The organism is Wolbachia endosymbiont (group B) of Silvanus unidentatus, assembly GCF_964028615.1.
Classification (GTDB): Bacteria; Pseudomonadota; Alphaproteobacteria; order Rickettsiales; family Anaplasmataceae; genus Wolbachia.
In genome coordinates, this window is the sequence record NZ_OZ034795.1 from 1081003 (window position 1) to 1107827 (window position 26825).

The 26825-nt window shown below is 33.9% G+C and carries 28 protein-coding genes, 1 tRNA gene and 2 pseudogenes; 10 read left to right on the plus strand and 21 right to left on the minus strand.

Going from position 1 to position 26825, the window contains the following annotated elements; all coding sequences use genetic code 11:
* The first annotated feature begins 44 nt into the window (after positions 1–44).
* On the plus strand, positions 45–608 hold the full coding sequence (locus ABWU65_RS05110) for a DNA-3-methyladenine glycosylase (protein ID WP_214303133.1): 564 nt from the start codon (positions 45–47) through the stop codon (positions 606–608).
* A gap of 200 nt (positions 609–808) precedes the next feature.
* Here the strand turns inward: ABWU65_RS05110 and ABWU65_RS05115 are convergent.
* A pseudogene (locus tag ABWU65_RS05115) lies at positions 809–1036 on the minus strand (IS5/IS1182 family transposase); the annotation flags it as partial.
* 149 nt (positions 1037–1185) lie between these two features.
* Entirely contained in the window at positions 1186–2205 is a 1020-nt protein-coding gene (locus ABWU65_RS05120; RefSeq protein WP_007302268.1) for an Mrp/NBP35 family ATP-binding protein, read from the minus strand.
* Positions 2206–2594: 389 nt separating this feature from the next.
* Between ABWU65_RS05120 and ABWU65_RS05125 the strand changes: the two genes are divergently transcribed.
* On the plus strand, positions 2595–3146 hold the full coding sequence (locus tag ABWU65_RS05125; protein ID WP_007302267.1) for a hypothetical protein: 552 nt from the start codon (positions 2595–2597) through the stop codon (positions 3144–3146).
* Positions 3147–3225: 79 nt separating this feature from the next.
* Here ABWU65_RS05125 and ABWU65_RS05130 read toward each other — a convergent pair.
* Positions 3226–3606, minus strand: a pseudogene (locus ABWU65_RS05130) (IS4 family transposase); the annotation flags it as partial.
* A 509-nt stretch (positions 3607–4115) separates the two neighbouring features.
* Between ABWU65_RS05130 and ABWU65_RS05135 the strand changes: the two are divergent.
* On the plus strand, positions 4116–4868 hold the full coding sequence (locus tag ABWU65_RS05135; protein ID WP_007302265.1) for an ankyrin repeat domain-containing protein: 753 nt from the start codon (positions 4116–4118) through the stop codon (positions 4866–4868).
* A 102-nt stretch (positions 4869–4970) separates the two neighbouring features.
* On the opposite strand, the gene tyrS is transcribed toward ABWU65_RS05135, so the two are convergent.
* Together tyrS and rsfS are read right to left on the minus strand one after the other, a co-directional pair.
* Positions 4971–6233 (minus strand): tyrosine--tRNA ligase, encoded by a 1263-nt coding sequence (gene tyrS, locus ABWU65_RS05140; protein WP_012481931.1) that lies wholly within the window; start codon positions 6231–6233, stop codon positions 4971–4973.
* 228 nt (positions 6234–6461) lie between these two features.
* The gene (rsfS, locus tag ABWU65_RS05145) at positions 6462–6779 is read right to left on the minus strand and encodes a ribosome silencing factor (RefSeq protein ID WP_007302263.1); all 318 of its coding nucleotides are present in this window, start codon (positions 6777–6779) and stop codon (positions 6462–6464) included.
* Between the two features lie 128 nt (positions 6780–6907).
* Here rsfS and ABWU65_RS05150 point away from each other — a divergent pair, with 128 nt between their 5' ends.
* The 3 genes from ABWU65_RS05150 to ABWU65_RS05160 are packed head-to-tail and all read left to right on the plus strand — an operon-like array spanning position 6908 to position 8766.
* Positions 6908–7507 (plus strand): AAA family ATPase, encoded by a 600-nt coding sequence (locus tag ABWU65_RS05150; protein WP_052264674.1) that lies wholly within the window; start codon positions 6908–6910, stop codon positions 7505–7507.
* Complete coding sequence (locus ABWU65_RS05155) at positions 7500–7988, plus strand: RNA pyrophosphohydrolase (RefSeq protein WP_007302261.1); 489 nt, start codon at positions 7500–7502, stop codon at positions 7986–7988. The genes ABWU65_RS05150 and ABWU65_RS05155 overlap by 8 nt, the downstream gene beginning before the upstream one ends.
* Positions 7978–8766 (plus strand): TatD family hydrolase, encoded by a 789-nt coding sequence (locus tag ABWU65_RS05160; protein ID WP_007302260.1) that lies wholly within the window; start codon positions 7978–7980, stop codon positions 8764–8766. The genes ABWU65_RS05155 and ABWU65_RS05160 overlap by 11 nt, the downstream gene beginning before the upstream one ends.
* Positions 8767–8771: 5 nt before the next feature.
* Here the strand turns inward: ABWU65_RS05160 and mdh are convergent, their stop codons facing one another.
* Genes mdh through ABWU65_RS05195 form a run of 7 tightly spaced genes read right to left on the minus strand, consistent with a single transcriptional unit; the run spans position 8772 to position 12559 of the window.
* Entirely contained in the window at positions 8772–9716 is a 945-nt protein-coding gene (gene mdh, locus ABWU65_RS05165; protein WP_007302259.1) for a malate dehydrogenase, read from the minus strand.
* Between the two features lie 3 nt (positions 9717–9719).
* On the minus strand, positions 9720–10295 hold the full coding sequence (locus ABWU65_RS05170) for an NADH-quinone oxidoreductase subunit C (protein ID WP_007302258.1): 576 nt from the start codon (positions 10293–10295) through the stop codon (positions 9720–9722).
* 1 nt (position 10296) lies between these two features.
* On the minus strand, positions 10297–10800 hold the full coding sequence (locus tag ABWU65_RS05175) for a NuoB/complex I 20 kDa subunit family protein (protein ID WP_007302257.1): 504 nt from the start codon (positions 10798–10800) through the stop codon (positions 10297–10299).
* Positions 10791–11144 carry an NADH-quinone oxidoreductase subunit A gene (locus ABWU65_RS05180; RefSeq protein WP_012481929.1) on the minus strand — a complete coding sequence of 118 codons (354 nt, stop codon included), beginning with the start codon at positions 11142–11144 and terminating at the stop codon, positions 10791–10793. Before ABWU65_RS05180 ends, ABWU65_RS05175 begins: the two co-directional genes overlap by 10 nt.
* A 17-nt stretch (positions 11145–11161) precedes the next feature.
* Complete coding sequence (locus tag ABWU65_RS05185; RefSeq protein WP_006014413.1) at positions 11162–11530, minus strand: HIT domain-containing protein; 369 nt, start codon at positions 11528–11530, stop codon at positions 11162–11164.
* Between the two features lie 6 nt (positions 11531–11536).
* Positions 11537–11821 carry a hypothetical protein gene (locus ABWU65_RS05190; protein ID WP_019236871.1) on the minus strand — a complete coding sequence of 95 codons (285 nt, stop codon included), beginning with the start codon at positions 11819–11821 and terminating at the stop codon, positions 11537–11539.
* 3 nt (positions 11822–11824) lie between these two features.
* Positions 11825–12559: a hypothetical protein gene (locus ABWU65_RS05195; RefSeq protein ID WP_254229885.1), complete on the minus strand. Its 735-nt coding sequence runs from the start codon at positions 12557–12559 to the stop codon at positions 11825–11827.
* Positions 12560–12743: 184 nt separating this feature from the next.
* Here ABWU65_RS05195 and ABWU65_RS05200 point away from each other — a divergent pair, with 184 nt between their 5' ends.
* Together ABWU65_RS05200 and ABWU65_RS05205 are read left to right on the plus strand one after the other, a co-directional pair.
* Positions 12744–14120: a UDP-N-acetylmuramoyl-tripeptide--D-alanyl-D-alanine ligase gene (locus ABWU65_RS05200; RefSeq protein ID WP_019078639.1), complete on the plus strand. Its 1377-nt coding sequence runs from the start codon at positions 12744–12746 to the stop codon at positions 14118–14120.
* Between the two features lie 48 nt (positions 14121–14168).
* Positions 14169–15119: a complex I NDUFA9 subunit family protein gene (locus ABWU65_RS05205; RefSeq protein WP_213863883.1), complete on the plus strand. Its 951-nt coding sequence runs from the start codon at positions 14169–14171 to the stop codon at positions 15117–15119.
* 8 nt (positions 15120–15127) lie between these two features.
* On the opposite strand, the gene ABWU65_RS05210 is transcribed toward ABWU65_RS05205, so the two are convergent.
* The 4 genes from ABWU65_RS05210 to rpmF form a co-directional block, all read right to left on the minus strand.
* A tRNA-Arg gene (locus ABWU65_RS05210) sits at positions 15128–15201 on the minus strand.
* Positions 15202–15343: 142 nt separating this feature from the next.
* Positions 15344–16300: a beta-ketoacyl-ACP synthase III gene (locus ABWU65_RS05215; RefSeq protein ID WP_012481973.1), complete on the minus strand. Its 957-nt coding sequence runs from the start codon at positions 16298–16300 to the stop codon at positions 15344–15346.
* Complete coding sequence (gene plsX / locus ABWU65_RS05220; protein ID WP_353280403.1) at positions 16293–17330, minus strand: phosphate acyltransferase PlsX; 1038 nt, start codon at positions 17328–17330, stop codon at positions 16293–16295. Before plsX ends, ABWU65_RS05215 begins: the two co-directional genes overlap by 8 nt.
* An 8-nt stretch (positions 17331–17338) precedes the next feature.
* Positions 17339–17521: a 50S ribosomal protein L32 gene (gene rpmF, locus ABWU65_RS05225; RefSeq protein WP_006014434.1), complete on the minus strand. Its 183-nt coding sequence runs from the start codon at positions 17519–17521 to the stop codon at positions 17339–17341.
* A 231-nt stretch (positions 17522–17752) separates the two neighbouring features.
* On the opposite strand from rpmF, the gene ABWU65_RS05230 reads away from it, so the two are divergent.
* Positions 17753–18535: an MlaE family ABC transporter permease gene (locus ABWU65_RS05230; protein ID WP_012481974.1), complete on the plus strand. Its 783-nt coding sequence runs from the start codon at positions 17753–17755 to the stop codon at positions 18533–18535.
* Positions 18528–19229, plus strand: coding sequence for an ABC transporter ATP-binding protein (locus ABWU65_RS05235; protein WP_012481975.1), 702 nt, complete (start codon positions 18528–18530; stop codon positions 19227–19229). Before ABWU65_RS05230 ends, ABWU65_RS05235 begins: the two co-directional genes overlap by 8 nt.
* Positions 19230–19507: 278 nt before the next feature.
* Here ABWU65_RS05235 and ffh read toward each other — a convergent pair whose 3' ends face one another.
* The 5 genes from ffh to fabZ all read right to left on the minus strand — a co-directional run bounded on the left by ffh (position 19508) and on the right by fabZ (position 26822).
* The gene (ffh, locus tag ABWU65_RS05240; protein ID WP_353280404.1) at positions 19508–20851 is read right to left on the minus strand and encodes a signal recognition particle protein; all 1344 of its coding nucleotides are present in this window, start codon (positions 20849–20851) and stop codon (positions 19508–19510) included.
* Positions 20836–22395, minus strand: coding sequence for a proton-conducting transporter membrane subunit (locus ABWU65_RS05245; RefSeq protein ID WP_353280405.1), 1560 nt, complete (start codon positions 22393–22395; stop codon positions 20836–20838). The genes ffh and ABWU65_RS05245 overlap by 16 nt, the downstream gene beginning before the upstream one ends.
* Positions 22396–23023: 628 nt before the next feature.
* Positions 23024–23428 (minus strand): hypothetical protein, encoded by a 405-nt coding sequence (locus tag ABWU65_RS05250; RefSeq protein ID WP_264374536.1) that lies wholly within the window; start codon positions 23426–23428, stop codon positions 23024–23026.
* An 85-nt stretch (positions 23429–23513) separates the two neighbouring features.
* Positions 23514–26345 (minus strand): FAD-dependent oxidoreductase, encoded by a 2832-nt coding sequence (locus tag ABWU65_RS05255; protein WP_353280407.1) that lies wholly within the window; start codon positions 26343–26345, stop codon positions 23514–23516.
* A gap of 45 nt (positions 26346–26390) precedes the next feature.
* Positions 26391–26822 (minus strand): 3-hydroxyacyl-ACP dehydratase FabZ, encoded by a 432-nt coding sequence (gene fabZ, locus ABWU65_RS05260; protein WP_006014455.1) that lies wholly within the window; start codon positions 26820–26822, stop codon positions 26391–26393.
* Positions 26823–26825 lie beyond the last annotated feature (3 nt).

Below are 26825 nucleotides of genomic sequence, written 5' to 3' on the forward strand. Positions count from 1 at the left end.
ATAGTATGAGTTGCTTGCAAATGTAAGTAACTTGTACTTCTATGATGAATAACACAATATTACCAAGAAATTTCTATGAACGGCCAACTTTAACCGTAGCTGGGGAGCTGCTAGGGAAGATGCTGAAATTTTCTAATTTTAGTGGAATAATAACTGAAGTTGAAGCGTATATAGGAATGGATGATCCAGCTTGTCATGCAGCAAGAGGCTATACTAATCGAACCTCAGTAATGTTTGGTACGCCAGGGTTTTCGTACGTATATTTTATATATGGAATGTACTATTGTCTAAATATTGTAACAGAAGCAGAAGGATTCCCAGCAGCAGTGTTAATACGAGGATTAAAGCTCACTGAACCGCTTGAAGCAAATTTAGGCGGGCCAGGCATACTGTGCAAAAAATTAAACATTACAAAAGAACATAATAAACAAGACCTTACTATAAGTCATGAATTTTGTCTCTATGAATATCACCTCAAACCAGATTATGTGTGCACTCCAAGAATCGGAATTAGTAAAGGCAAGGAGAAATTTTGGCGATTTAAAAGTTGCGTTTTAGCAGAAATGCCTAAAATCACACTCAACAATAAATATAGACCTCCTGCATAAACTAGATAAAAAGGCAAATAGCCTTTTATGTTTACCAACAATAGACTTCTTGGATAACCTAAGGATATTTTTTGATCTTCTATGGGGGAGTTGAACATTCCCTTTTTATAAAACTTTTGCATACTCCTATTTAACTTTAATAGCTCTTTATCTTTCTGAAATCTGGATGTTTTATCAATGCATCTTCTATTCAGCCGTTAGCAAGAACTTTCACTTATTCCATAGCTTTGCACTATATGGAAATATGTACGGTATTTACACAAATATTCGAGTGCTATTAATAAATATATTTGGTTTTCCTCCTCTTGCCTTTTTCTTGGCCTCTTCCTCTATTAAAATTTCTATTATTTTTCCAATGTTTTTCTTTTTACTCCTCTTAGTCTTCGAAGCTTCTCTTCATCAAGTTTACTTACCTGCTCAAAATTTATACCTTCCCTAATATTGCTTCTACTACTTGTTTCTTAAGTTATCCAAGAAGTCTATTGTCTGTTCAGATACGAGGTAGCTGCTGCCATTTGAAATATTTTATTCACCTAAAATTACATTCTACCTATTTTAAAAGTAGTTTAAAAAAACTTTATAGACTGCATACAAAAGACCTAACATCTTTAGCAATGCCTTCATAAATCCTTACTAAATCCTCACTTAGTATTGAAGGATTTCCACAATCAGAAGCACTACATATTTGCGGATCTAGAGGAACTCTGCTCAAGAGTTTGACTCCCAGCTCTTCAGACATTTTTTTTGCACCACCTTTTCCAAATATGTGTATTTTTGAATTATCTTGAACAAAATAGCTCATATTTTCCACAATGCCGATAATTGGCACGCTGAGCTTTGTGAACATATCATAAATTTTTTGTGCATCGATTAAAGCAAGCTCCTGTGGAGTTGAAACTATTATTGCTCCAGTTAAACTAAAATTCTCCATCAGACTTAAATGTACATCGCCAGTGCCAGGCGGTGTATCAATGATTAAATATTCTATATCAGACCACCTTGTTCCCATTAGCAAATTGTAAAGTGCTTTTGTGATCATAGGTCCACGCCATATTACTGCGCGGTCCTTATCAATAAAATAGCCAATTGAAATAGTATAGAGACCATGTTTCTCTATAGGCATTGCTTTACCACTCTGTATTTCTGGTTTTAATTTCTCAGTGCCCAACATTTTAGGAATCGAAGGACCATATATATCTGCATCAACTAGCGCAACTTTATGTTTTAATTCTGCTAACGAAAGAGCTAGATTTAGTGCAACTGTCGACTTACCCACACCTCCTTTACCAGAAGCAACGACAATTATATTTTTCACTCCTTCGATATGAAGTTTAGCTTTTTGTTGCCTAGCTTGTTTTTGACCAGTAGCAACTACAGTAACCTTTTCTACTCCCGGTATCGCCTTAACAGCTTGCTCACAATTTTTTCTTAATTCTTCATTTGGCTCAGTAACTTCAAGAGCAAAAGCAACATCTTTACCCTTAATAACAATTGAGGATACTACACCAACATTCTTACCACTTTTCTTCTCTATAACCTTTTTTAGGCTCTCTCTTACGATTTCCTCATTAACCTGTGTAAAATTTTTCCAGAACATATGATGAAATTTTTTCTATTGGTGTATACTAACATAGAATAATTAAACTGCACTGACTTTAAAACGAGGTTACAAGAATATGCTAAATCATCAAAATTTAACACGAAAACAAAAAGATTTGTATTTTTAGCTAAAAAGATCTATATGGAATGGAAGGAGCATCAGCGATATCTTGGAAGCAGTTTCAGGAAATGATTTACTAAAGTTCTTATCACTTGATATACTACACAATTTCCAAGAGGTGGGGAACGCACTTTAACACTACTTAGCCTAGCTATACATAGAGACAATAATGAATGTGTTAATTCTATTTAGAACAAGCTCAAAACAATGGTATACTACAAGATATTCTTACTGCTCCAAATATTATAAACTATCAAAATGGTTTGATGTACACCTTAACATCGCTTGGCTTTGCCATACATCATAATAAGGGAAGGTATATTAATGTTATTTTAACAACAGCCCAAGAAAATGGTATATTACAAGATATTCTTTCTTCTAGAAATATTGTACAGTATTTAAGTATTATAGCGTGTACTTTAACGCCACTTAACTTTGCTATATATAAAGGCAATAACGAATGTATCAATTCTATTTTAATACGAGTTCAAAATAGTGATACACTACGAAATATCCTTACTTCTAAAGATATTGTGCAGTTTCCAGGCGTGACGTATGTCATTAAACCATTTGCCTTTGCTATATATAAAGGTAATAATGAATGTGTCAATTCTACTTTAATACGAGCTAAAAATAGTAGCATGCTACAAGATGCATTTACTGAAGTAAGTACTGTACTGTTTCCATATGGTAGATATACTTTGAATGCTTGTGAGCTAGCTGTAGTTGTTAATGAGAACAATGCTAGTATTAGGACTGCATTAGATAATGTATCTATTTCTTCTAGGTATGTTAGAGAAAATAGCAAAGTTAATTAATTTCTTAAGTAACTCTTTCTTGCAAGTACTACTTTTTTATGTATCTGTTCAGGCAATGGCGTTAACTTAAGAGAATGAATTAGCAAGCTCTCCTAAAGACATTATGGCGTTTAGGCTTATCTACTTTATTGCGGCTATACAATCTTCACGTTAACTTTAGTGCGTATTTTAAAAAGGGCTTGAAAGTTTTTTGGTGCTAATAAGCACCTGATAAAGTTTCTGTCTCATTACACCAAATAAAACTGAAAAATTTAAACGATACTCAGCAATTTGATCTGGGTTCCAAGGCTCTTGTGCATTACACATATGAAGTATTGCACATGACCAAGTTTGCACAAAATTCTTGTTTCTAAATTTATCCCAGAAAAATTCTCTAATTCTGCTTCTACTTTGAGTCGTTTATAGCACTCCTCTATGTGACACTTAATAGATAAGCTTTACTGATATCTTCTTTATTGAAATAAAATAGAAACCAAAGGTCCTATTTTTTACAGTATTTTATTCCTTAACATCTTTTCTTAAGTTGACGCTATTGGGCTTTGTTGCATCGCTATCTACGATGAATAAAAGATAAAATGTAGAATATCAGTAGCTTATTATTCTAGCATTTATAGTAAGGACAATCAGTAAATATCTAAATTTAAGTAAAAGAAGTTTTACTATCATTCACTAATCTAGCTAGAATTCAAGAATTTCAATGCTTTAGCTATTTTAAGTAGAATTAAATTTACTAGTACAAACAATAAATTACTATTCTTAAATTTAATCAGATAGATTGCAAAAAATAAGATTTTCAATAAGCTGCTTGTATAGTTAGCCTTTCATAGATAGTGATGCAACAAAGCCCGCTGGAATCTAGTTCATATTATATATTTATCTGATAAGTTCCATGTATGTGTAATTTATTTAAATTGACTTCTTATCATATAATTAAATACATTATTGAAAATTAAAGGTAAGGTTATAGCAATGGAAATTTCAAATTGGCACGAATTATTGAGTTTAGTTAATGTTGACAAAGATTTAAGCAAAGATAACGTAATTGAAAAAATACAAAATGAGCTGAAAAGATATTCAAAGGAATATGAAGAGTGGGAAAAGTCTGGCTTTGATATAAATTATGTGTTTAAAGATGGTGAAAAAGCGACTCTTTTGCACTTGGTGGCTTCCTTTAACCTAGAAAATATAGCGAAGGCTCTCATGGAAAAAAGGGCAAATGTTAATGAAAAAGATGTAAAAGGAGATACTCCTTTACATAATACTACTTATCTTGATAGTATAAACATAGCAAACGCTCTCATAGAAAAAGGTGCAGATGTTAATGCAATAAATATATGGAGAAGGACTCCTTTACACTATGCTGCTTTATTTCGCAGTATGGCCATAATAGATGCTCTTGTAGAAAGAGGTGTCAATGTTAATGCAGTAGATATGTGGGGAGAGACTCCTTTATACTATCTTAATTGTCCAGCAATTAAGAAAGGGTGGATTGCCGGTGGAGTAACTGCATTATTAGGTACTGCTATATCTATAGCACTTTTTACAGCCGGAGCAATTACAGCTGAGTTAATACCTATAGTTATAGCAGTAGTTGCAATTACAGCAACAGCATTAATAGTTGGCAATGCTATATATAAATTGTCAAAGCCTGACACTCAAGTTGATAAACCAATCTCAGCAAATCGACAGCAAGAAACTGCTAGCGATAGTAGGGTTGCCTAGCGATTCTGTCACAGTGTCAGCTGCTTTAATGATATCCATTTGTTCCTATAATTGTCTTTTCTTGGCTACCTTATTTTGCTATTCTGCTGAACAGAGACAAATTTACTTTCTTACTTCACTCACTAAAATTTTAATATGTCGTTTCTTTCCTGCAGATAATTTTATAAATGGCTGACCTTTAAAGCTTTCAGAGTTTATTGTATAGTTAACATCGTTTATAGTATTATCATTAACTTTGCATCCATTGCCTTGTATTAAACGCTTTGCTGCACCTTTTGAAGGTTCAAAACCGGTGTCATACAGCAGGTCTATCAAGGGTATACCATTTGCAATTTGTTCTTTTGTAATAGTGTAACCAGAAAGCAATGAACTGTCTTCATTTTCAAAAGCAGAGATTGCAGCAGATCGTGCAAGTTCGGCTTCTTTGCAACCGTGACATATTTTCGTCACTTCTGTTGCCAAAACCTTTTTTGCTTCGTTTGTTTCTTGATCCTTCAAGGACTCTAGTTTTTTAATTTCATCAATTGGTAAATCAGTGAAAAGCCTCAAAAAACGACCAACATCTTGATCATCAACATTGCGAAAATATTGCCAGTAATCATAAGAATTTAGCATGCTGCCATCAAGCCATACTGCCCCACTTTCAGTTTTGCCCATCTTTTTTCCTTGTGCGTTTAATAAAAGAGGTGTGGTAAGACCAAACAGCTCAGGTAAATTTAACTTTTTGCTAAGTTCAATTCCGTTTACTATATTTCCCCATTGGTCTGACCCTCCAATCTGGAAACGACAGCCATACTTTTTATTCAACTCGACAAAATCATAGGCTTGTAACAACATGTAATTAAACTCGAGAAAGCTTAGATTTTGCTCCCTATCTAGCCTAATTTTCACACTATCAAAGCCTAACATGCGATTTACAGAAAAATGTGTCCCTATATCACGCAAAAAGTCTATATATTTTATGTTATCTAACCAATCTGCGTTGTTTACTATGATTGCACCAGTTTTTCCATAATCGAAAGATATCATCTTCTCGAGGGTTTTCTTTATACCAAGTATATTTTGATTGATATCTTCTATCGGCAAGACGCTTCTTGCTTTGTCTTTACCAGATGGGTCACCAATTTTTGTTGTGCCACCTCCAAGTAGAACTATTGGCTTATAACCGAATTTTTGTAGGTGACGGAGCATCATGATTTGAATGAGACTGCCAATATGCAAACTTGGTGCCGTACAATCAAACCCAATGTATGCAATTATATAATTATCTTGTGATAATAGCTGGTCTAACCTATCAATGTTTGTACATTGATATAGGTATCCTCTTTCTTGAATGAAGTTTAAAAACTCGGATTTATGTTTCATAATATGTTATTTTGTGTGTAAACGGTGTTGTTAACGATGGTGTCATTCCAGTGCTTGACGCTGGAATCCAGTTTATTATGAAATTTCATCAAAAATGTTGTATAGTGTGCTCGTTTATGATTAAGTTTTCTAGATTCCAGCGTCAAGCACTGGAATGACACCACCAACTTCATAAGGGTTGCCTTCAAAATTACAACATTTGAAAGTGTATACCAGCTACCTGGATAATCAATTCCATAACTCTTCTATCTTATAATATTCTCTTACTTCTGGCCTGAATAGGTGAACCATTATACCTTGAAAATTCACAATCACCCAGTTACCTTCATCCATACCTTCTACATCTATTTTATCATATTGCTTGAGATTTTTCATCACGTGCTCAGCTAATGCTTTTACATGGCGGCTCGAATCACCGGATGCAATGATCATATATTTTGCAATGACAGTTTTATTCTGTACATCAAAAGTAACTATATCTTGACCTTTGTTTTGATCTATTACATCTACAATTGTATTTTTTATTGATTCTGTATCACCATTCATTATTCTAAATTATATAATTTATCTGTAATGATACACTCAAAATTTCTGAATATGAACTATTTTTGATATGTTTCTAGTGTAACGTTTATAATACATATATTTGTAATATATGATAGTTTTCTGATGGTATGATCATTTACTTAATCGGATTTCCGGGTAGTGGCAAACTTACGATTGCAAAAGAGCTGTGTAATATTATTGATGGGGTGATAGTAGACAATAACCTGTTTAATAATATTATATTTGATATGATTGACTTCAGAAATGCTGAGGTTACAAGTGAAATATGGGAAAAAATTTTTGTGATTAGAGAGAATATGTTAGCAATATTGGAAAAATACCATATAGAATCAAAGCATTATATATTTACAAACGAATTGATAAAAGGTGATTCCTATGATCAAAAAGTATACAACTCAGTGGTGAATTTAAGTAAAAAAATGAACGTGGAGATTCTCCCTGTGGTGTTATATTGTAATAGTGGAGAACTAGTAAAGCGCGTTCAATTAAAGGAAAGAGAGCAGGAGAGAAAAATTACTGATTCAGATTTTGCTATGAGAAGAATTAAAGGAAAGAAACTATTTGTCCCTCAAGGTTCACTTGAAATTGATAGCTCAAACTTAAGCGCAAAAGAAGTTGCAAAAAAAATTGTTGAAAAAATGAATAGTAAAAAAGTAGTTGGAACTTCTATGATAGATAATTTAGCAACAGAGAGTATTTGTGATTAGTGAGGAGAAAGAGTATCGCCCTTGTGTTGGCATAATGTTATTTAACAAACAGGGAAATATTTTTATTGGAAAACGTTTTGATAGTGACTCTTATTGGCAGATGCCACAAGGAGGAGTTGATGAAGGTGAAGAGCTAGAGCAGGCAGCGCTACGTGAGCTATTGGAGGAAGTTGGTACTGATGAAGCAGAAGTTGTGGCTCAAAATAAAGAGTGGATATATTACAACTTACCCGAGGAAGTTATACCGATATGCTGGAATGGGAGATATTCTGGCCAAAAGCAAAGGTGGTTCTTAATGAAATTTTGTGGGAAGGATAAGGATATTAATATTAACTATACTGATCATCCAGAGTTCAAAGAGTGGCGTTGGCAAAATGTGGATGATTTGGTAGCCAGTGCTATACCGTTCAAAAAAGAAGTTTATAAAAAAGTGATAGAAGAGTTTTCTTCTATCATAAAAGGATCTATTTATGATAGTTGATTCTCATTGTCATCTAATTTATTTTTCTGATGATGAAATACCAAAGGTAATTTCAAGAGCAGAGCAAAATGGTGTGAGAATTTTGCATAACATATGTATAAGCATTAATGATATCCCTAAATTATTAAAAATCTCTTCATCCTATGATCAAGTCTACTGCTCCGTTGGTATACATCCGCTTGATACTACTGTGGAAAAAGGTGAGTGTATAAATGCTGATGAATTGATTGAATTTACTAAGGGCAAAAAGGTAATTAGTATCGGTGAAACCGGATTAGATTTTTATAAATCTGATAACAAAAGCAATCAAAAAAAAAGTTTTGCATCACACATAGAAGCGGCAAAAGTAACAGGGTTACCTTTAGTTATTCACACTAGAAGTGCTGATAGTGAGATGATTGATATGTTAAATTCAGAAATGAAGAAGGACGCTTTTAGTGGAGTAATGCATTGCTTTGCTTCTTCTAAAGAGCTTGCTTATAAGGCTATGGACTTGGGATTATACATTTCATTTTCTGGAATTATTACTTTTAAAAATGCGAACTTACTAAGAGAAATTGCACAAAATGTGCCACGTGAGCGTGTTTTAGTTGAAACTGATGCACCTTACCTGTCACCTGAGCCTTACAGAGGAAAAAAAAATGAACCAGCAATGGTGAAATACGTTGTGAATTGTTTAGCGAAATTATGGAATGAATCGCCAGAAGAAGTAGCAAAAATAACTACAAATAATTTTTTTAGACTGTTTTCGAAGCTTGAGCTCAAAGAAATTCTATAGGGCAATTAATTTAGCTGACAGAGCTCTTTTACTGCACTTACAGATTTATAAAACATCTCTTGTTCACTATCGTTCATTTTAACTTCTAGAACTTTCTCAACTCCATTTTTGCCAATAATAGTAGGAACACCAATGAATAAGTCTTTCACACCATATTCACCATTAAGATAAGCAGCGCATGGTAATATACGCCTTTTATCTTTTAAGTATGATTCTAGCATGCTTATGGCTGAAGATGCAGGAGCATAGTATGCAGATCCAGATTTAAGTAGATCAACTATTTCTTTTCCACCATTACGAGTGCGCTCAACTATTTCATCAACTTTTCCTCGCGTAATCACACCCATCTCAATGATTTGGGTAAGTGGAATGCCAGCAATTGAAGCATAATTGATTAGTGGTACCATAGTGTCACCATGTCCTCCAAGCACAAAAGCAGATACATCTTCGACAGAAATATTTAACTCACTTGCAAGAAAATAACGAAAACGAGCAGAGTCAAGCACTCCTGCCATACCAACAATCATATTAGTTGGCAGGCTTGAAGATTTGTATACTACTGAAACCATAGCATCTAAAGGATTGGTAACCACTATTACAAATGCGTTTGGAGAATGTTTTTTAATATTTTCCCCAACCTCTTTCATTACTGCAGCATTAGTTTGCAGAAGGTCATCTCTGCTCATTCCAGGTTTTCTGGCAATGCCAGCAGTTATTATAATTGCGTCAGAGTTTTTTATATCTTCATACCTATTTGTACCAGTAATATTGACATTAGATCGATCAATAGGAGATGATTCTGTAATGTCAAGTGCTTTACCTTGTGGTATTCCATCGCTTACATCAAGCAAAATAACATCTCCTAGCTCTCTTAGTGCAATCATATGGGCAAGAGTCCCACCGATATTTCCTGCACCAATCAAAGATATTTTTTTTCTTTGTGCTGTCATTTTCTACTCCTTTATATTTACTTTTGTGGCTTTACTAACTTCCCAAGGGGATAAGCTGTCAAACATACGAAAATCTTGTGGTAAGTCTATAGGATTATATACAACCTTTTTTGCCTCTATATCGTATCTTACTTCCTCGTAGCCAGTGAGAGGAAAATCTTTTAACATTGGATGACCTTTGAATCCATAATCCGTTAAAATCCTACGTAAATCTGGGTGATCAGAAAACTCTATTCCATACATATCAAATACTTCACGCTCAAACCACGAAGCTGCGTTAAATATCTTTGCTACACTTAGAGGTATATCACCTTCACATAACTGAAGCTTTATGTGCACTCTGATATTGTGTACAACGCTGAGCAAATTGTATATTAGCTCGAAACGTTTTTCTCTATCTGGGTAATCAACTCCAAAAACGTCAACTAATAATTCAAGCCTACACTTTTCATCATCACGTAGAAAGAGTAAGTGATTTTCAATGTCATTCAAAGCTGAATATATTACAATAGTGCCATCATTTTTCTGAATACATTCACATTTAGTCTTTTTTTGTATGTATTTTGCAGTTTTATCCATGCTATATATTTTTAGTTCGTTTTATTTTATTTTGTAGACATAGCATTCCATATAGCAACGCCTCAGCAGTTGGAGGGCATCCAGGAACATACACATCAACTGGCACAATTCTATCGCAACCACGGACTACTGAGTAAGAATAATGATAATAGCCACCGCCATTTGCACAACTTCCCATAGAGACGACGTATTTGGGATCTGCCATTTGATCATAAACTTTACGCAATGCTGCTGCCATTTTATTAGTTAACGTGCCAGCAACAATCATAACATCTGCTTGCCTTGGGCTTGCACGAAAGATTATGCCATATCTATCAAGATCATAACGACTGGATGCAGTGTGCATCATCTCTACTGCGCAACATGCAAGACCAAATGTCATTGGCCACAATGAACCAGACCTTGCCCAGTTCATTATATAATCTATTAAATCGCCAAATTTAGTGATAAGAAAACCTTCTTTTTTGTAACGATTCCAGTCGCCATTAGATAAATTTATTCCCATTCCAACGCACCTTTACACCACTCATAAAGAAAGCCTATAGTAAGTATTGCAAGGAATATCATCATAGACCAAAATCCGCAATAGCTTATTTTAGATAAAGAAACGGCCCAAGGGAAAAGAAAAGCAATTTCTAAATCGAATATTATGAACAATATTGCAACTAAGTAAAATTTTATGTCGAAACTTTTTCTGGCTCTTGATAAAGGATTAAAGCCACACTCATATGTAGAAAGCTTTTCACCATCTGGGTTACTGACTGCAAGAAACATAGGTAATACACCTAAAGTAAAGGATACTACAATTGATACACAGATAAAAATTAATATGGTTAAATATTCACTCATTTAAAAAACATATAACACTATGAATTTACATGCTTTCCTAATCTTTTACCACCTAAAATATGTATGTGAAAGTGCGGTATAACTTGCTCTCCATCTTTACCGTGATTAGTAACTAATCTATATCCTGTTTTTTCTAAGTTATATTTATGTGCTATTTCTCTAACAGTTTTAAAAAAACTTACTATTTCCTCTTCGGAAGCTTTCAGAACAAAATCATCGTATGAAACGTATTGAGCTTTTGGTATAACTAGAATATGAACTGGTGCATCAGGATACTTATCACGAAAAGCCAGCACATTTTCATTTTTATGTATTTCCTCATAAGACAACTCACCTCTTAATATCTTAGCAAAGATATTAGTGTCATCATAAGCTGTACTACCCATACTTTATTAAATTCCTGGTCCTCTTCTATTTTGCTTATGATTTGGTGTAGAAGGTGGGCTTATTGCTGCTTCGCTAGAAGCATCTTCAAGACTTGAAACGTCGTCTTTTAGCTGTATATCTTGTCCACGCAAAATTGACCCATAGTCCATTTGGTGTCTTTTTGAAAAAGTTTCTATTCTATTTGCCCTTCTTGCAGCAATAACTTCTGGTTGTAAATGATACATATCTCCAGGAACAGTTAGGCTATGATACCTTTCCTCTATTTGAACTTCTTTCATAACACTCTCCATAATTTATTTCCCCCTACCTCTTATGCTTTCGCAACTTTCAAAATCTTGTTTAATAGCTTTTTGCCAATTATTTAAAATTTTCTCTGATGACTTTTCTTTATCCATAGGCCTTACAACTTCCTGTGACTTCTGCTTTTTACTATCATATCCACTATACAACTTTTCTGCAATACCATACAGCAATTTCCGATCTGTGTGAACTTTAAACTCTCCACCAGTAATTTTTGCCAAATTTTTAAGATCACAATCAATCTTATTATAAATTCCTTCAAGAGCGTACTTTTTCATTACTTTTTCATCCATACCTAGATTTTTATCTTTTATTTCTTGGATAATTTTTTCAACATCAACTTCAATTACAATTTTGTTTTCTTCTCTAAAAATAGTTATATTGGGCAGATCTTCCCTTATTTCATCTAATTTCTCTGGACTCAAGTAAGGTATATCCCCCGTTAAAGTTCTTGACGCTAAAAAACTTACCTTACCTTTTTCTTGTTTTGTTATTTGTATGCCGAGGTACTTACTAGCTTCTGTGGTTTTTATAGGTGGGTCATATTTCTCTTCTTCTTTAGGTAAATCACTCACAGCGTTTTTTAATGAAACTTTAGCATCATGCTTCATTTCATCAATTGAAGCAAACGGTTTCTTTATAGGATAAATAAGTGCTTTAGGCACAAGAAAAAACACGCCTTTTATCTTAGCCAAAATAGACTTTTTATTTGACTCATCTTTTGCCATACATACCTCCAAGTCACTTTCTACAATCAGATAGTAAAACACACTCAATTATAGACGAAAATATTTAAGCTTGTATATCTATTATAAGATGAAATTATAGAAATAGCAATCATTATTTGTACATTACCAAAGTATGTAGTATTTTTGCTGCTTTTCTTGTTCAAATTACCTTTAAAGATAAATTATGTTAAAATGGAACGCAAATAATATTATAGATGCTACTGGCGGAAGAGGGGAGGGTGTTTGTAATTCGGTGTATAGCTCAAATATTTCAACGGATACAAGAAGCATAAAAAAAGGTGATTTATTTATTGCTCTCAAGGGAAAGAAATTTGATGGGCATGATTTTCTACATGAAGCATTTTTAAAAGGAGCTGTTGCTGCGGTAGTAAGCGAAGATAAATATAGAAATTTTCCTCTAATTATTGTGCAAGATACTCTAAAAGCTTTGCATAATATGGCATCATATTACATTAGAAATATTCTTGTTAATGCTAAAGTTATCACAATTACAGGTAGTGTTGGGAAAACCACTACAAAAGATATGCTTAACACTGTTTTGTTGCATTATGGAGTATCTCATGTAAATGAAGGTAACTTGAATAATAATATAGGATTGCCTTTTACGATTCTAAAAGCGCCAGAAGACTGCCAGTATTTAATCCTTGAAATAGGAATGAGTAGAGCTGGTGAAATAAAAGAGTTATCGAAGATTAGCAATCCGGATATTGCAGTTATTACCAACATTGAACCTGCGCATGTTGAAAACTTTTCATCTCTACTTGATATTGCGCAAGCGAAATTAGAAATTCTACATGGTATGAAAAATAATGGTACTTTGGTTTTGAATAAGGATAATGAACATTATGATTATCTCTTATCAAATGCTAACAGAAATGTAGTAAGCTTTGGTAAGAATGAAAGTGCTACTGTTTGTTTGTTAGAACTAATAAGAGACGATAACGGTCTAAATTTAAAAATCAAACTGAACAGTGGTCAAATTATGAACTGTAATTTACCTGTAAAAGGCGAACATTTTGCATACTCTGCATTAGTTGTTACAGCAGTTTTGCAAAGTCTCGAACTTGATTTATCTAAATTACCACTAGCACTTGAGAATTTTACTGTAACAGAAGGTAGAGGTAATGTTCATCAAGCTAAATACAATGGAAAATTAGTACATTTGATTAACGACTCCTATAATGCTAACCCTACTTCAATGAAGGCTGCAATAAGAACTTTAGGTACATATTCTAATTTAAGAAAAGTGGCACTACTTGGCGATATGTTAGGACTTGGTAATGAAAGCATAGTATTTCATACAGAATTGCTTGACTCTATAGTAGAACAAAATGTGAATAAAGTTCATACAGTTGGTAAATTTATGTTAGAATTGAATAAACTTTTACCGGAGAATATAAAAGGCATGCATTTCGATGATTCTAACCAATTGAAAAGTAATTTAGCTAATATTGTTCAAGGTAATGATGTAATTTTAGTTAAAGGTTCTCATGGAATGAGAATGGACCTTATAGTGCAGGAATTCACAATAGAATATTAAATAAAACTATTGTATTAATTTAAAGTTAAGTTATTGGAAGTTTTAACTGTGATAAAACGTATAATTATTTTTGGTGGAACGGGATTTATAGGAAAACACATCGTAAGACGCTTGGCAGCGGCGGGGTATTTAATAAGAATATTTACTCGTGATCAGGAAAAAGCTGCTTGTCTGAAGTTATGTGGAAATTTAGGACAAATATCAATAATTGAAGGAGATTTTTTTAATGAAAGATCAATTTTAGAAAGTATGGAGGGGTGTGATGTTGTTATAAATTTAGTAGGAATATTATATGAAAAAAGAAAATACGATTTCTATGACGTTCATGTTAGAGTAGCTGAAAGAATAGCAAAAGCTGCGCAAATAAAAAGTGTATACATGATGATACATTTTTCTGCCATGGGAATAGAAAATAGTAAGCTGTCAAGATACGCCCACAGTAAATTAGAAGGTGAAAAAGCTGTAACTTCAGCATTTCAGGGAGCAATAATAATTAAGCCAAGTCTTGTATTCGGTAAAGAAGATAGTTTCTTCAATAAATTTGCAAGATTAGCAACAATTCTTCCTTTTTTGCCGTTAATCGGTAGTGGAATAACGAAGTTTCAGCCGATATGTGTAACAAACTTAGCTGAAGTGGTATACCGTATTATCAGCTTTAATAAGCAAGATAAAAAAATTTATAATATAGGTGGACCAAAAGTTTACTCTTTTAAAAGCTTATTAAAGTTTATTCTGAATGTGACTAACAGAAAGTGTCTACTGATCAATGTACCTTTTCCAATGGCAAGATTGATAGCCTTTTTCTTAGAAAGTAAAGTTGTTTCTGTACTGTTAAAACCTATAACCGGAGATGCAAGCCCTATACTTACTCGAGATCAGGTGAAAGTTATGATGAGTAGTTCAATCGAAAAGTCAGATGATCTCGGAACAATGAAAATTAGACCACTAGCAATTGAAAATGTGGTACCAGAATACTTGAAAATTTATAGAAAGCATTGATAGAAGAATGTGCCCGGTAGGATTCGAACCTACGACCCACAGCTTAGAAGGCTGTTGCTCTATCCAACTGAGCTACGGGCACACATCATATATAAAATGCTTCTTAGTACACGTGAAGTCAAGTATTTCTTGTGAATATAATGTTTGTGATAATATCTCAAAACTTTGTCAGTACAGCATGTAACGATAAAACTGAGAAAAAAGAAGCGTGGGTAATAGGAAGTCTAATAGCGCAGTAACACAGAACCCCAGGTCAGGCCTGCACCTATTGAAATCAGCAGTACCAGATTTCCTGATTTTATTTTTGATTCTTGTATTGCATAGTCTAAGGCCAGTGGAATTGATGCTGCTGAGGTGTTTGCATGCTTATCAACGGTATTAATCACTTTCTCTATAGGAAAATCTAATTTCTTTACTACTGCTTCAATAATACGAATGTTTGCTTGATGGGGAATTAACCAGTCAATATCAATGATTTTCAAATTATTGCATTTCAGAGTTTCCTCTACTGAGGCTGTTAACTTATCCACTGCATGTTTAAACACTTCTCTTCCATTCATAAGTATCTTTCCAGAATCACGAGTAGAGGATACCCCTCCGTTCGTACATAGTATGTCCACATTGCCATCAGAGTGTAAGTTTGTTGATATGATGCCGCTGCTACCCATTTCTGATTTTATTATCACTGCACCAGCACTATCACCAAAGAGTACACAAGTTGACCTATCTTCCCAGTCAACAATCCTAGACATTATTTCAGCACCAATAACGAGCGCATATTTTATTCTATTGTGAGATTTTATGAGCGAATCAGCAACTGTAACTGCATATATAAAACCAGAGCATGCTGCTTGTACATCAAAAGAAAATGCATTTTTACATTTTAACTTACTTTGTACAATCGTTGCACAGCTAGGCAAAGTTTTGTCAGGTGTTGTTGTTGCAACTATGATCAAACCAATTTCATCTATTGAAATTTTCGCTTTTTCTATAGCATTTTTTGCTGCATTAACAGCTAAATCTGACGTTAGTTCTCCTTCATCTGCTATATGTCTTTGAACTATTCCTGTTCTTTGCCGTATCCATTCATCGTTTGTTTCAACTATCAATGCAATTTCGTTATTACTCAAAATTTTTTTTGGTAGGTAAGAACCAGTGCTCAATATGAAACTTTTACTCAATATGACTTACCCCGTTAATTATCTTCTGGTTCAAATTTTCACTGATTGCATTTACTGCAAATTTTATAGCGTGAGCAAAAGAAATAGCATCAGAATTTCCGTGGCTCTTTATAATGATACCATTTAGCCCTAAAAACATAGCTCCACTTCTAATTTTAGGATTAAAACGCTCTAATGCTTTATTTAGCTTGGGTTTTAACAATATGCCGACAAGCATTTTTGTCATCCATGAATTAAATACTTCCTGTTTTATTAGACTGATAAAAGTACCAGCAGTTGCCTCAGCTGTCTTGAGCATTACATTACCAACAAAACCATCAGCAACAATTACGTCTATATTACCATCTAAAAATTCACTTGCCTCTATATATCCTTTGAAGTTAATACTTGGAGCATTTTTGAGTAACTCAAAAGCTCCTCTTACTGAGTCAGTACCTTTCACTTCCTCTGTACCAATGTTTAGCAAAGCGACTTCAGGATTTTCAACTTTTAATGCTATTTTTGCAAATATACTCCCCATTAATGCAAATTGAAATAATGAGTCAGTATTACAGTCAACATTTGCACCAAGATCAAGCAATGCAAAGCTTTTTGTCTTAGTTGGACAGACAGATGCAATAGCAGGACGATAGATATTGGGTAATGTTCCTAAAATAAATCTGGAGATAGCCATCAATGCTCCAGTGTTGCCTGAAGACACCATCCCAAAAGCTTTACCTTTTTTCACTGCTTCAACAGCTGCCTTCATACTTGAATCTTTGCGATGTCTAAGTGCAAAAGAGGGTTTATCATTTGGAAGAACATTATCAGAGCAATGGGTAAATTCGGAGTTATCGCTTACTTTTTTGTATTTTGAAAGCAAAGGAGATATTTCTTTCTGATCTCCATAAATATGAAAAAAAACTTCAACACCTAGGTCAACAAGATTATCCAAGAAAAAACTAGCACCTTGAATTACGGAAAGAGGTGCAAAATCCCCTCCCATAGCATCAAGTGCGATAACTATGTTGTTGTTGACCGTGGGTAACATATCATGAGTTACTCCGCCTTTTGTTTAATGAAAACACGTTTTCCTTTGTAACTATTGTCAACTGCTATGTTGTGAGGCAACATGAATTCTCCAGTTGTTGCACATACTACAATATTCTTAGGCTTAATAGCATGATGAGAACGATGCATATTACGCCTTGACTTTGACTTTTTTCTCTTCGGAACTGCCAAAACTTACTCCAATTCAATTATATAACACAATTTATTAGTAGCATGTTTTTTACAAGGAGTAAATAGCAAAATAAATAAGGTTTTCTTATACAATTCAGTCTTATAAACTTAAACTCAAGCATTTTGATCAAAGTATATTGAACTTAAGACATATCTTGACTATACTCTGGCGAAGTTAATAAAAATTTTAATAAAATCAGTAAAACTAATTTTAGCTAAGATAAATGTAAAGTGAGTTCCTTTAATATAGACAGCGTTAGAATAATCGGTAGATGCTTTATGAACTTTCTGTTGAGGATTGGTAACGCATTTGTATTTTTTATTCAATCTCTATACCACTGCTTTATTCCTCCATATTATTTTAGCAATGTGGCAAGACAAATTATAGAGATAGGCTTTTTCTCTTTGCCAATTGTTGGGCTCACTGGAGTTTTTATAGGAGCAGTGATAGTTTTACAGAGTAGCTTAAGTGGTATATTGATTAATCAAGAACAAGTAGTACCTAAACTTGTTACGATCACTATCATTAAAGAGTTAGGGCCAGTTTTGATCAGCTTAATAATGGTAGGAAAGGTTGGGTCCTCAATTGCAGCAGAAATTGGCACGATGCGCATCACTGAACAAATAGATGCACTTACAACTTTGGACATCAATCCTTTCAAATATTTAATTGTACCAAGAATTCTAGCGTCAGTTATAGTATTTCCAATACTTACAGTATGTGCAGATCTAATAGGAATATTTGGAGGGTATGTCACCGCAGTCTTTGAATTTAACCACAATTTAAATATATACATAAAATATACAGCTCAATTCTTTAATATGTACGATTTTATTGTTGGGCTAATGAAAGCGACTGCTTTTGGAGCCATAATTTCTGTTTCAAGTTGTTATTACGGTTACCATTGTAGGGAAGGTGCACGAGGAGTAGGTATTGCAACAACATCAACTGTTGTTATATCCTCTATATTGATAATTTTAGCAAATTACTTAATTACTTTAATACATGCATAGCCCCATAATATCAATATTGAATATAAGCTTATCCTTTGATGATAGAACGATATTAAACAACATAACTTTCAATATATCGAAAGGAGAATCATTAGTCATACTTGGCGGCTCAGGAAGTGGTAAATCTGTATTAACAAAAATAATTATTGGATTACTGACACCAGACTCAGGGTCTATTAAAATAAATAGTAAAAGCAAAAATAAATTTGGAGTCTTATTTCAAAATTCCGCTTTGTTTGACTACGTTACAGTGTGGGAAAATATATCTTTTAATTATAAAAAACGCTTTAATATCAGCATAAAGGAGGCAAAACGCCTAGCAATTGAGAAGTTAAATGATGTTGGGCTGGAAGAAAACATAGCAGAAATGTTTCCAGTAGAACTATCAGGTGGAATGAAGAAAAGAGTGGCACTTGCAAGAGCAATTGCACACAACCCAGAAATTATTGTATTGGATGAGCCAACTTCAGGATTAGACCCAATCATGTCAGATGTAGTAAACGAGATAATAATAAAATTATCTCAAGATCTTCGTCCTACAATTATCACGATTACACATGATATTCATAGTGCATTTAAAATAGCTGACAAAATAGCAGTATTATATGAAGGGGAGATCATTTCTCACGGAACTGTTCAGGAAATACAAAATACTAACAACGAATATATAAAAAAGTTCATTTATTGTATATAGCTACAGGTTTACAAACGATATTATGAATGCTGTAACTAGCCTAACTTGAGATATCGATAACCTTCGGTCTGTTACTAGTGTAGTGCTACGGTGGTATAGTGTGTTAGCTATAAAACAGCGCATTAAATATAGATAAAGTAACTTGTATCAATTTTGATTATCATGCCAATTCCAACTGAAGAAATTTATTGAATTTATTACTTCACGCTAAAATAATATACTTTACTATTCAACAGCAATTACAACTGATGATTTGTCTCATTCCACTACCTGCTGACTTACTTTCTGCTTAGCATATCCATCAAATCAGATTCTTTGAGTTTACTATGGTCAACTTTACTGAACTTATTTACCATAGAGCTCATTTGATTATACTGCTTAATTAGAAGATTAATGTCAGTTACAGTTGTTCCGGACCCCTTAGAAATTCTAAGTCTTCTTTTGCCATTTAAAATATCTGGATTTTGCCTTTCTTTTTCAGTCATTGAGTTTATGATGGCTATATATTTTTTCACTTTATTGTCATCTGGCACACTGCTACTTAGCTTTTTTGTAAATGAACTAGGAATGAATTTCATTATGTTGCTAATGCCATCCATTTTACTCAGAGTTTTTAACATTCCCACTAGGTCGTTTAGGTCGAATTTACCTTTTTTCACTTTCTTTTGTAACTTATCAATTTCTTCCTGACCAACAATCTCAGCAGCTTTTTCAACCAATGAGACAACATCACCCATGCTAAGTATCCTTTTTGCAATTCTATCGGGATAAAAATCATCGAGGTCACTTAATTTTTCACCACAAGCAATAAATTTAATTGGACAATCGGCGATCATTTTCATAGAAAGAGCAGCACCACCACGTGCATCACCATCAACACGGGTGAGAATAATGCCGGTTACACCTATTACCTCATTGAATGATTTGGCAATGTTGACCGCATCCTGGCCTATCATTGCGTCGGCTACTAAAATAACTTCTGCAGGTGAAGCTATTTCCTTTACGGCTTTCAACTCATTCATCATATTATTGTCAATATGAAGCCTGCCTGCGGTGTCTAGTATTAATACATCATAATTATCGTTCTTTGCTGCTGCCAGTGCCCTTTTTGTAATTGCAATAGGCTCCTCATTTATTACTATAGATAAAGTTTGTACGTCTATCTGTTTACCCAGCACCTCAAGTTGTTTCTGGGCAGCCGGCCTATAAATGTCTAAAGAGGCAAGCATCACTTTTTTCTTTTGCTTTTTTAGCTTTAAAGCAAGCTTTCCTGAGGTAGTTGTTTTACCTGCACCTTGTAAGCCCACCATCATAATCACAGCAGGGGGTTTAACTGCTAGATTTAAGTCACTTTTCTCTGATCCGAGAACTGCAACTAAATTATCCTGCACAATTTTAATTATCATTTGTGCTGGAGAAACACTTTTTATGACTTTTTCCCCAATCACTTTATCTTTAATGTCGTTGATGAATTTTTTTGCAACTTCAAGTGAAACGTCAGCTTCAATTAAAGCTATACGTATTTCACGCATGGCAAGATTAAAATCATCTTCAGAAATGATCGACTTTCCTCTCAGTTTACTAAATACAGAATTTAAACTTTCAGTTAACGATTTAAACATAATAGCATTAGTAGAATACTCATTAAAAAGAGAGAAGAAGCTGAAACAAAACTTACTGAGTTATAACTTAGCACTTCTTTAAGCTTAGTAATATTATTAAAGTATAAATTAGTAAGTGAATTAGTCAAGTTTTGCAGTACGTTGGCAGACATTTCTCTCACTTTAAAGACCAATTGATTGAACAGCAAGACAATATAGGGTACGAAAGCTCTAAAAATCCAATCAATATCCATTTTAAAATTTATTCTTGGGTAAAATAACTTGCGTAAAGGAATAAACAATAAAGTGGTACATAATAACAAATTAAATTGCGACAAAATATTTTTTGTGTTGTACACAAAATCGAAAATCGAAGGGTTATTGTAAATAGGCAAGTAAGGGTTGCCAGCAATTATACATATGAATGCTAAAATAATCATTGTTATTCTACCTTCTTTCCCTTCTGAAGGTTTGGACTTGCTTTTAGCGATAAATATGTAATAGAAAAACTTGAGCCCCACGCTTAAATAAAGCAGTAAATTTAGAATCTTGTATAAATTTTTATACACTTCTAAATTAGCACCACTTGCTTCAATCTCGGCTGTAATGTATGATTTGCTAATAAATCCAACGGTTCCAGGAAATGCAGCCACTGTGAATATCGCAATTATAGAACACATGCCTTCGACTGACATCAATTTACCCACTCCATTAAAACTAATTGTTTTTGTCCGCGAAATAATCGCATTGCTAACCACAAACAATAATGATTGATAAACAAGAGAGAAAATTATGTGTAGCATCAAAATTGGTGTTGCCTTTTCCGAAGGGCTGAGTAAACCTCCTGCAATAATCAGCAAGCCCATTTGTCCTACAACATTATAGCATAGAAATCTACGAATATTTTGCTCAAGAGAAGCAAATATAATGCTGTAAATTACAGTGATGGCGCCTACAAGTGCTAATATTTCAGTACAATCTTGCCATAGGGTGTAAGTGTGTAAAAGCATCACTAAAAAAGAGACTTTAGTGGTAAATAAAGAGAGATATGTAGTGCCATGTAGTGATGCAGCAGGATATGCATCAACAACCCAAAACGAAAAAGGAAAACAAGCGCAGTTTATCAATAAACCCAAAATTATCAGGTTAGTGCTTTGAAGTGCCAATCCTGCTGTCAATATAACTCCAACCAAAAAGTGTACACAAGCGTACCTTATTGCAGATCCACTATCTCTACAGCTAGCTGCGATAATAAAAAATGCACTGATGGTCATTAATTCAAAGAATATTATAACCAACATTATCTGCTTGGATAAAATTGCACAGAGTGAGCAGGTAGTATAAGCAAAAAAAGATAGCATCTCTGAAAAAGTCAAATTTTGTGTTGGTAGAACAGCTAAAAATGCAACTGATAAAAAAGATATTAGTACGATACGAAAAGATAAATCAAAATTTAGAACTGGATGAGAGCAATTCAGTGTAGTACCTAAATTTTCAGGTAATATTAGGACTATCACTATTAATGTAGTCAATAGAAATAGCAATAAAAATTTATAAAGTTGCACAATGATGTAAAACAGTATGGTTTATGCTACCTCAACATACAAATAAAATCAATTTGCATATTAACCACTAGTTAAGCTAATTACCATATAATTATATCAGGGTTTAGAAGGTTATAGAGAAACCGGTCAGATTAGGTTTTTAATCTAATCTGACCGATAGCTTTAATAGTGAGGTAAGCTTTAATATAGCACTCCTAATTCACAGTGCTACACTCGTGCATAATTTATTTTTAATTTGTGCACGAGCGTTAGTAAATTATTTACTTTTTGAAATAAAATTTGGCATCAATTCAATATCCAGAACTTCAGTAAGTCTGCTAGTTGAGAGTGATTTACTTTCTTTGTTTTAAGTATCTGCATAAATCTAATGGAGCTGCCAGTTTTCAATGCACTCATTCGACTTTTATGCTCTTCGCAATATTTGATTCTATTAAAGAATTCTTTGCTAATCTAGTCTTTAACGCTTTTTTTTAGATACCGCCGCGGTGTCTCAGCATAGATTCCGCTAACACGTAGCGGAATCTTAAATTGTTTTAGCTATAGATCCCTGTATCAAGTACTGTAATGACGGCATTCGAGTAGCGGACACTTGAATCAAGAAAGCTCTTTAGTAGCTGTATAATGAAAATTAGATCATAAAATCCTCTGACAGCACATTCTGTGTTTTACCGTCATCCATAACTGTGTAATCAATATTATATTTATCGAATTCATTGCGCATCCTAGTTAAATGTCCTTTATCATGATCCGAAAGAACACTTACGTAGCTAAAGCTATCATTAAAAAGATCATTATAAATTACTGGAGATTGAACTGTGTAGGATGTTGTACACTCATCTTGACCGTTATTATCTTTACAAAGGGACATTTTTCCTGTTTTGCCAGTATCATCTTTAGTAGAAATAAGAAATTTCATACCTACGTCTTCGTTTTTTGCTATAAACTCCTTACACTTTCTACTTTTTGCAGAACATGGTCCTATAGCTATAGAGTAGCTTTCTTTTGGAAGTGTGAATATTAACTGATGTGTCATAATACTACCTTAATAAAAATCATTATCATAGTATAGATTTATTAATAAATAATATACATTATGGTATAATTAGTACAAAATAGGTTTAACCAATCTCAGTAGGACTGCCAGTTGGACCCATAAGAATTATTTGTTCACCTTTTTTAAAACATTTACATAAATTAGTGGAACCGCCAGTTTCAAGCACAATAGTGGAAATAAATCCTTTTTTTTTGTCTACTTCAGTGCCGGTTACTGCTATACCTTCCATAGTGAGGTGAGTTTTTCTGCTATTGGTTTCAAAATTTTGCAACCTAAAGAATTGTCCAGGTTTAAAATTCTTTGCCGCAAGTGGTGCTTTGATCACTATTTCCACAACTTTGTCTGTTAAATATTGAACTTTTATAACCTTTGCAGTGAATTGCTCTTTGATTCTATTAAAGAATTCTTTGTTAGCTTGACGGAACAGCGTCACTCCAGCGCGTGACGCTGGCTGATTAGATGTTTGGATCACTCCACTCAAAAGCTGAGAAATAATAGGGTAGCCGTTCTTAGCACTTGCCATAGCTTTCACGACGCTGCCGCTATACGAAGGGTGAAGATCACCAAAAAAGCTGATTGTTTTATTGCCTTGCTTATACACTAATATTCTATCTTTATTTTGCATTTTAGGAGAAAATATTGGGTCTATTTCTTTTCCTGATGAATTCAAATGAGTAAAATACCCATTACTTAATTTAAAATGCTTTTTATCTTCTGTTGCAATAACTGTATTTGGCTCAGTACCTGCTGCTATAAAAATAGAACGTGCTTTTATACGTTTGATTTCGCCGGATTTTGTGTCTATCAGTTTTATTGACTCAGCATGGTTATATTTATCTGTCACAACTTCAACTGGCTCTAAGTTTTCAATGAAGTAGATTCCTTCTGACAATGCATTTTGCACCTCTTCGCTATTTAATCGATAGCTCGGTGAATCTTTTAGCTCTTTTCTGTATATAATTTTCACTCCCCCGAAGCTCTTAGTTAGTTCCAATATTTTTGCTTCTCTATTCTCTTTTTTTGCTAACTCTTGCTCTGCTTGGATCAATTTTGCGTGCGATATAAGCTCATTTGCAATTTCATATTCTTCTTCCGTCCAATCTTTTTCAACATATTTCTTTCCATACTTATCAACTAATATCTCATAACGAAGAAGAAATTTTTCTACTTGAATTGGATAATATGCTAAAGCTTCAGTGGCAGTATCAATTGCAGTGAGTCCTGCACCTATGACAACTATCGGCATGCGAACTTGCAGATTTGCTATGGAGTCGAACTTAAGAGCACCGGTAAGTTGTAATGACATCAGAAAATCAGATGCCATGCGCACTCCGCGAGCCAGCATATTCTTTATTTTGATCATTCGCGGCTTGCCAGAGCCAAGTGCTAGTGCGATGTGATCAAAACCCAAGTTGAAGGCATCATCAACATTAATCGTGCCATCAAAACGAATGCCTCCATAAAGTGCGAAATTCTCACGCCTTTCCAGTAGTAATCTAATAATCTTTAAGTAATTTTTATCCCATCGGGAAGTAATGCCATATTCTGCCACCCCACCAAACCCATCTGCCATGCGTTCACTCAATTTTTCGTGTTTGAAATCTTTAATTAGCTGAAAATTATCGATCAAAGGTTCAATCTTTAGTCCATCAATGGCGATAACGTTATGCCCATCGTTTAATAAATGATGAGCTAAATTAAAACCCGCAGGACCAAGTCCTACAACTAGAACGTTTTTTCCAGTATTTTCTTTTGGCAATGGACGCTGAAAATTTAAAGGATTCCAACGGCTAAGCAGAGAATATATTTCAAATCCGTACGGCAAATTGAGTACGTCGTCCAAAATCCTTGTTTCAACCACTGGCACATTTACAGGTTCTTGTTTCTGATATATGCATGAGTTTATGCAATCATTGCATATTCTATTCCCAGTAGCTGCACATAATGGGTTATCTATCATCACAATTGCAAGACTTGCTATGCTATATCCTTCGCTTTTTACCAGATTCATTTCTGATATTTTCTGCTCTAGTGGGCAGCCGTGCAGCTCAACTCTAAGTGGAGACTTTTTGAAAGTGTTGTCATCATTGATTAGCCCCTTTGAGCAGCTGTCCTTACTTTGCTTATGACAAAATATGCAGTAGTGAGCATTATCTAGTGCTTTATTCAAACTCACCTTTTTGCTTGTTAGATCAAAACCATATCTTCTTTTCACCTCATTTGAATACAGAACCTCAACCTCGTCTACTTCTTTTTTCAAGAATGATACGAGATTTTCGTAATCAATTTTCTTATGTATGCTAAATAGTATACTCTGTTTATTTTTTACTCTCCAAACTGCATATTGAGCCGCAAGTTCTATTTCTTCTTTGTGATCCTCTTTATTTTCAAGCCAACTCATTACCTGCTCAGAAAAGTTTTTTTCTGTTGTCGGTAAAGTAATGAAACTATTTAATTTGTTAGTGACATAATCAATATTTGCTACATCAGTGTATTTCTTCAATGCATAACGCTGAACAAATAATCTTTTGCATCTGTATATTACAGCAAAGTCATTGTGTTTTTCCTTTAACTCTTCTACTTCTTTTTCAATATTGAAAAATTTTGCAATAAATTCATCAAGTAAATGTGAGAGATCCATTATTAACTGGCTATTACAACCATCTTTCATCCAAGCTGGAATCCATCCTTCTTGTTTTCTGGATCCCAGTGTCAAGCACTGGGATGAACACTGGGATGACATCGAAGAAGAAGCTGCTTTTTCTCTTGCTTCAACTAATGAATAAAACAAGCTTTCATCGCACGATTTTATGTAATCCAAAAACGCCTTATCTAACTTTATTAATTCATTACGAGTGTATAAGTTTGAAAATGAGACTTTGAAATTCAGTTGCATCTTTATACTATACAGTGTACATACTGTTTCTTATAGATGAAGATTTTATTTATCTTGCAGTTTTGCTAAGATTGTTGCTCCTGCAACCTCTTCTTTTCCAACAGATGCAACACACTTAAATTTGTATACACCTAAACGCAAACCTTCAAAGTTAGATTGAAGAATTAAGGTATCTCCTGGAGTGACTGGCTTTCTGAATTTTGCGTTTTCAATGGACATAAAGTATACAACTTTATTTTCTACTGTTTTTTTACCGAGAACACATATAGCAGATGCTTGAGCTAAAGACTCAATTATCAAAACTCCTGGCATTATCGGATGGCCAGGAAAATGACCAATAAAAAATTGCTCGTTGAAAGTCACGTTTTTAATTGCTTTTATACTCATACCAGGATCGCATTCTATGACCCTATCTACTAAGAGAAAAGGATAAGAATGTGGTAGTATTTTTATAATATCATTGATATTACATTGCATAAG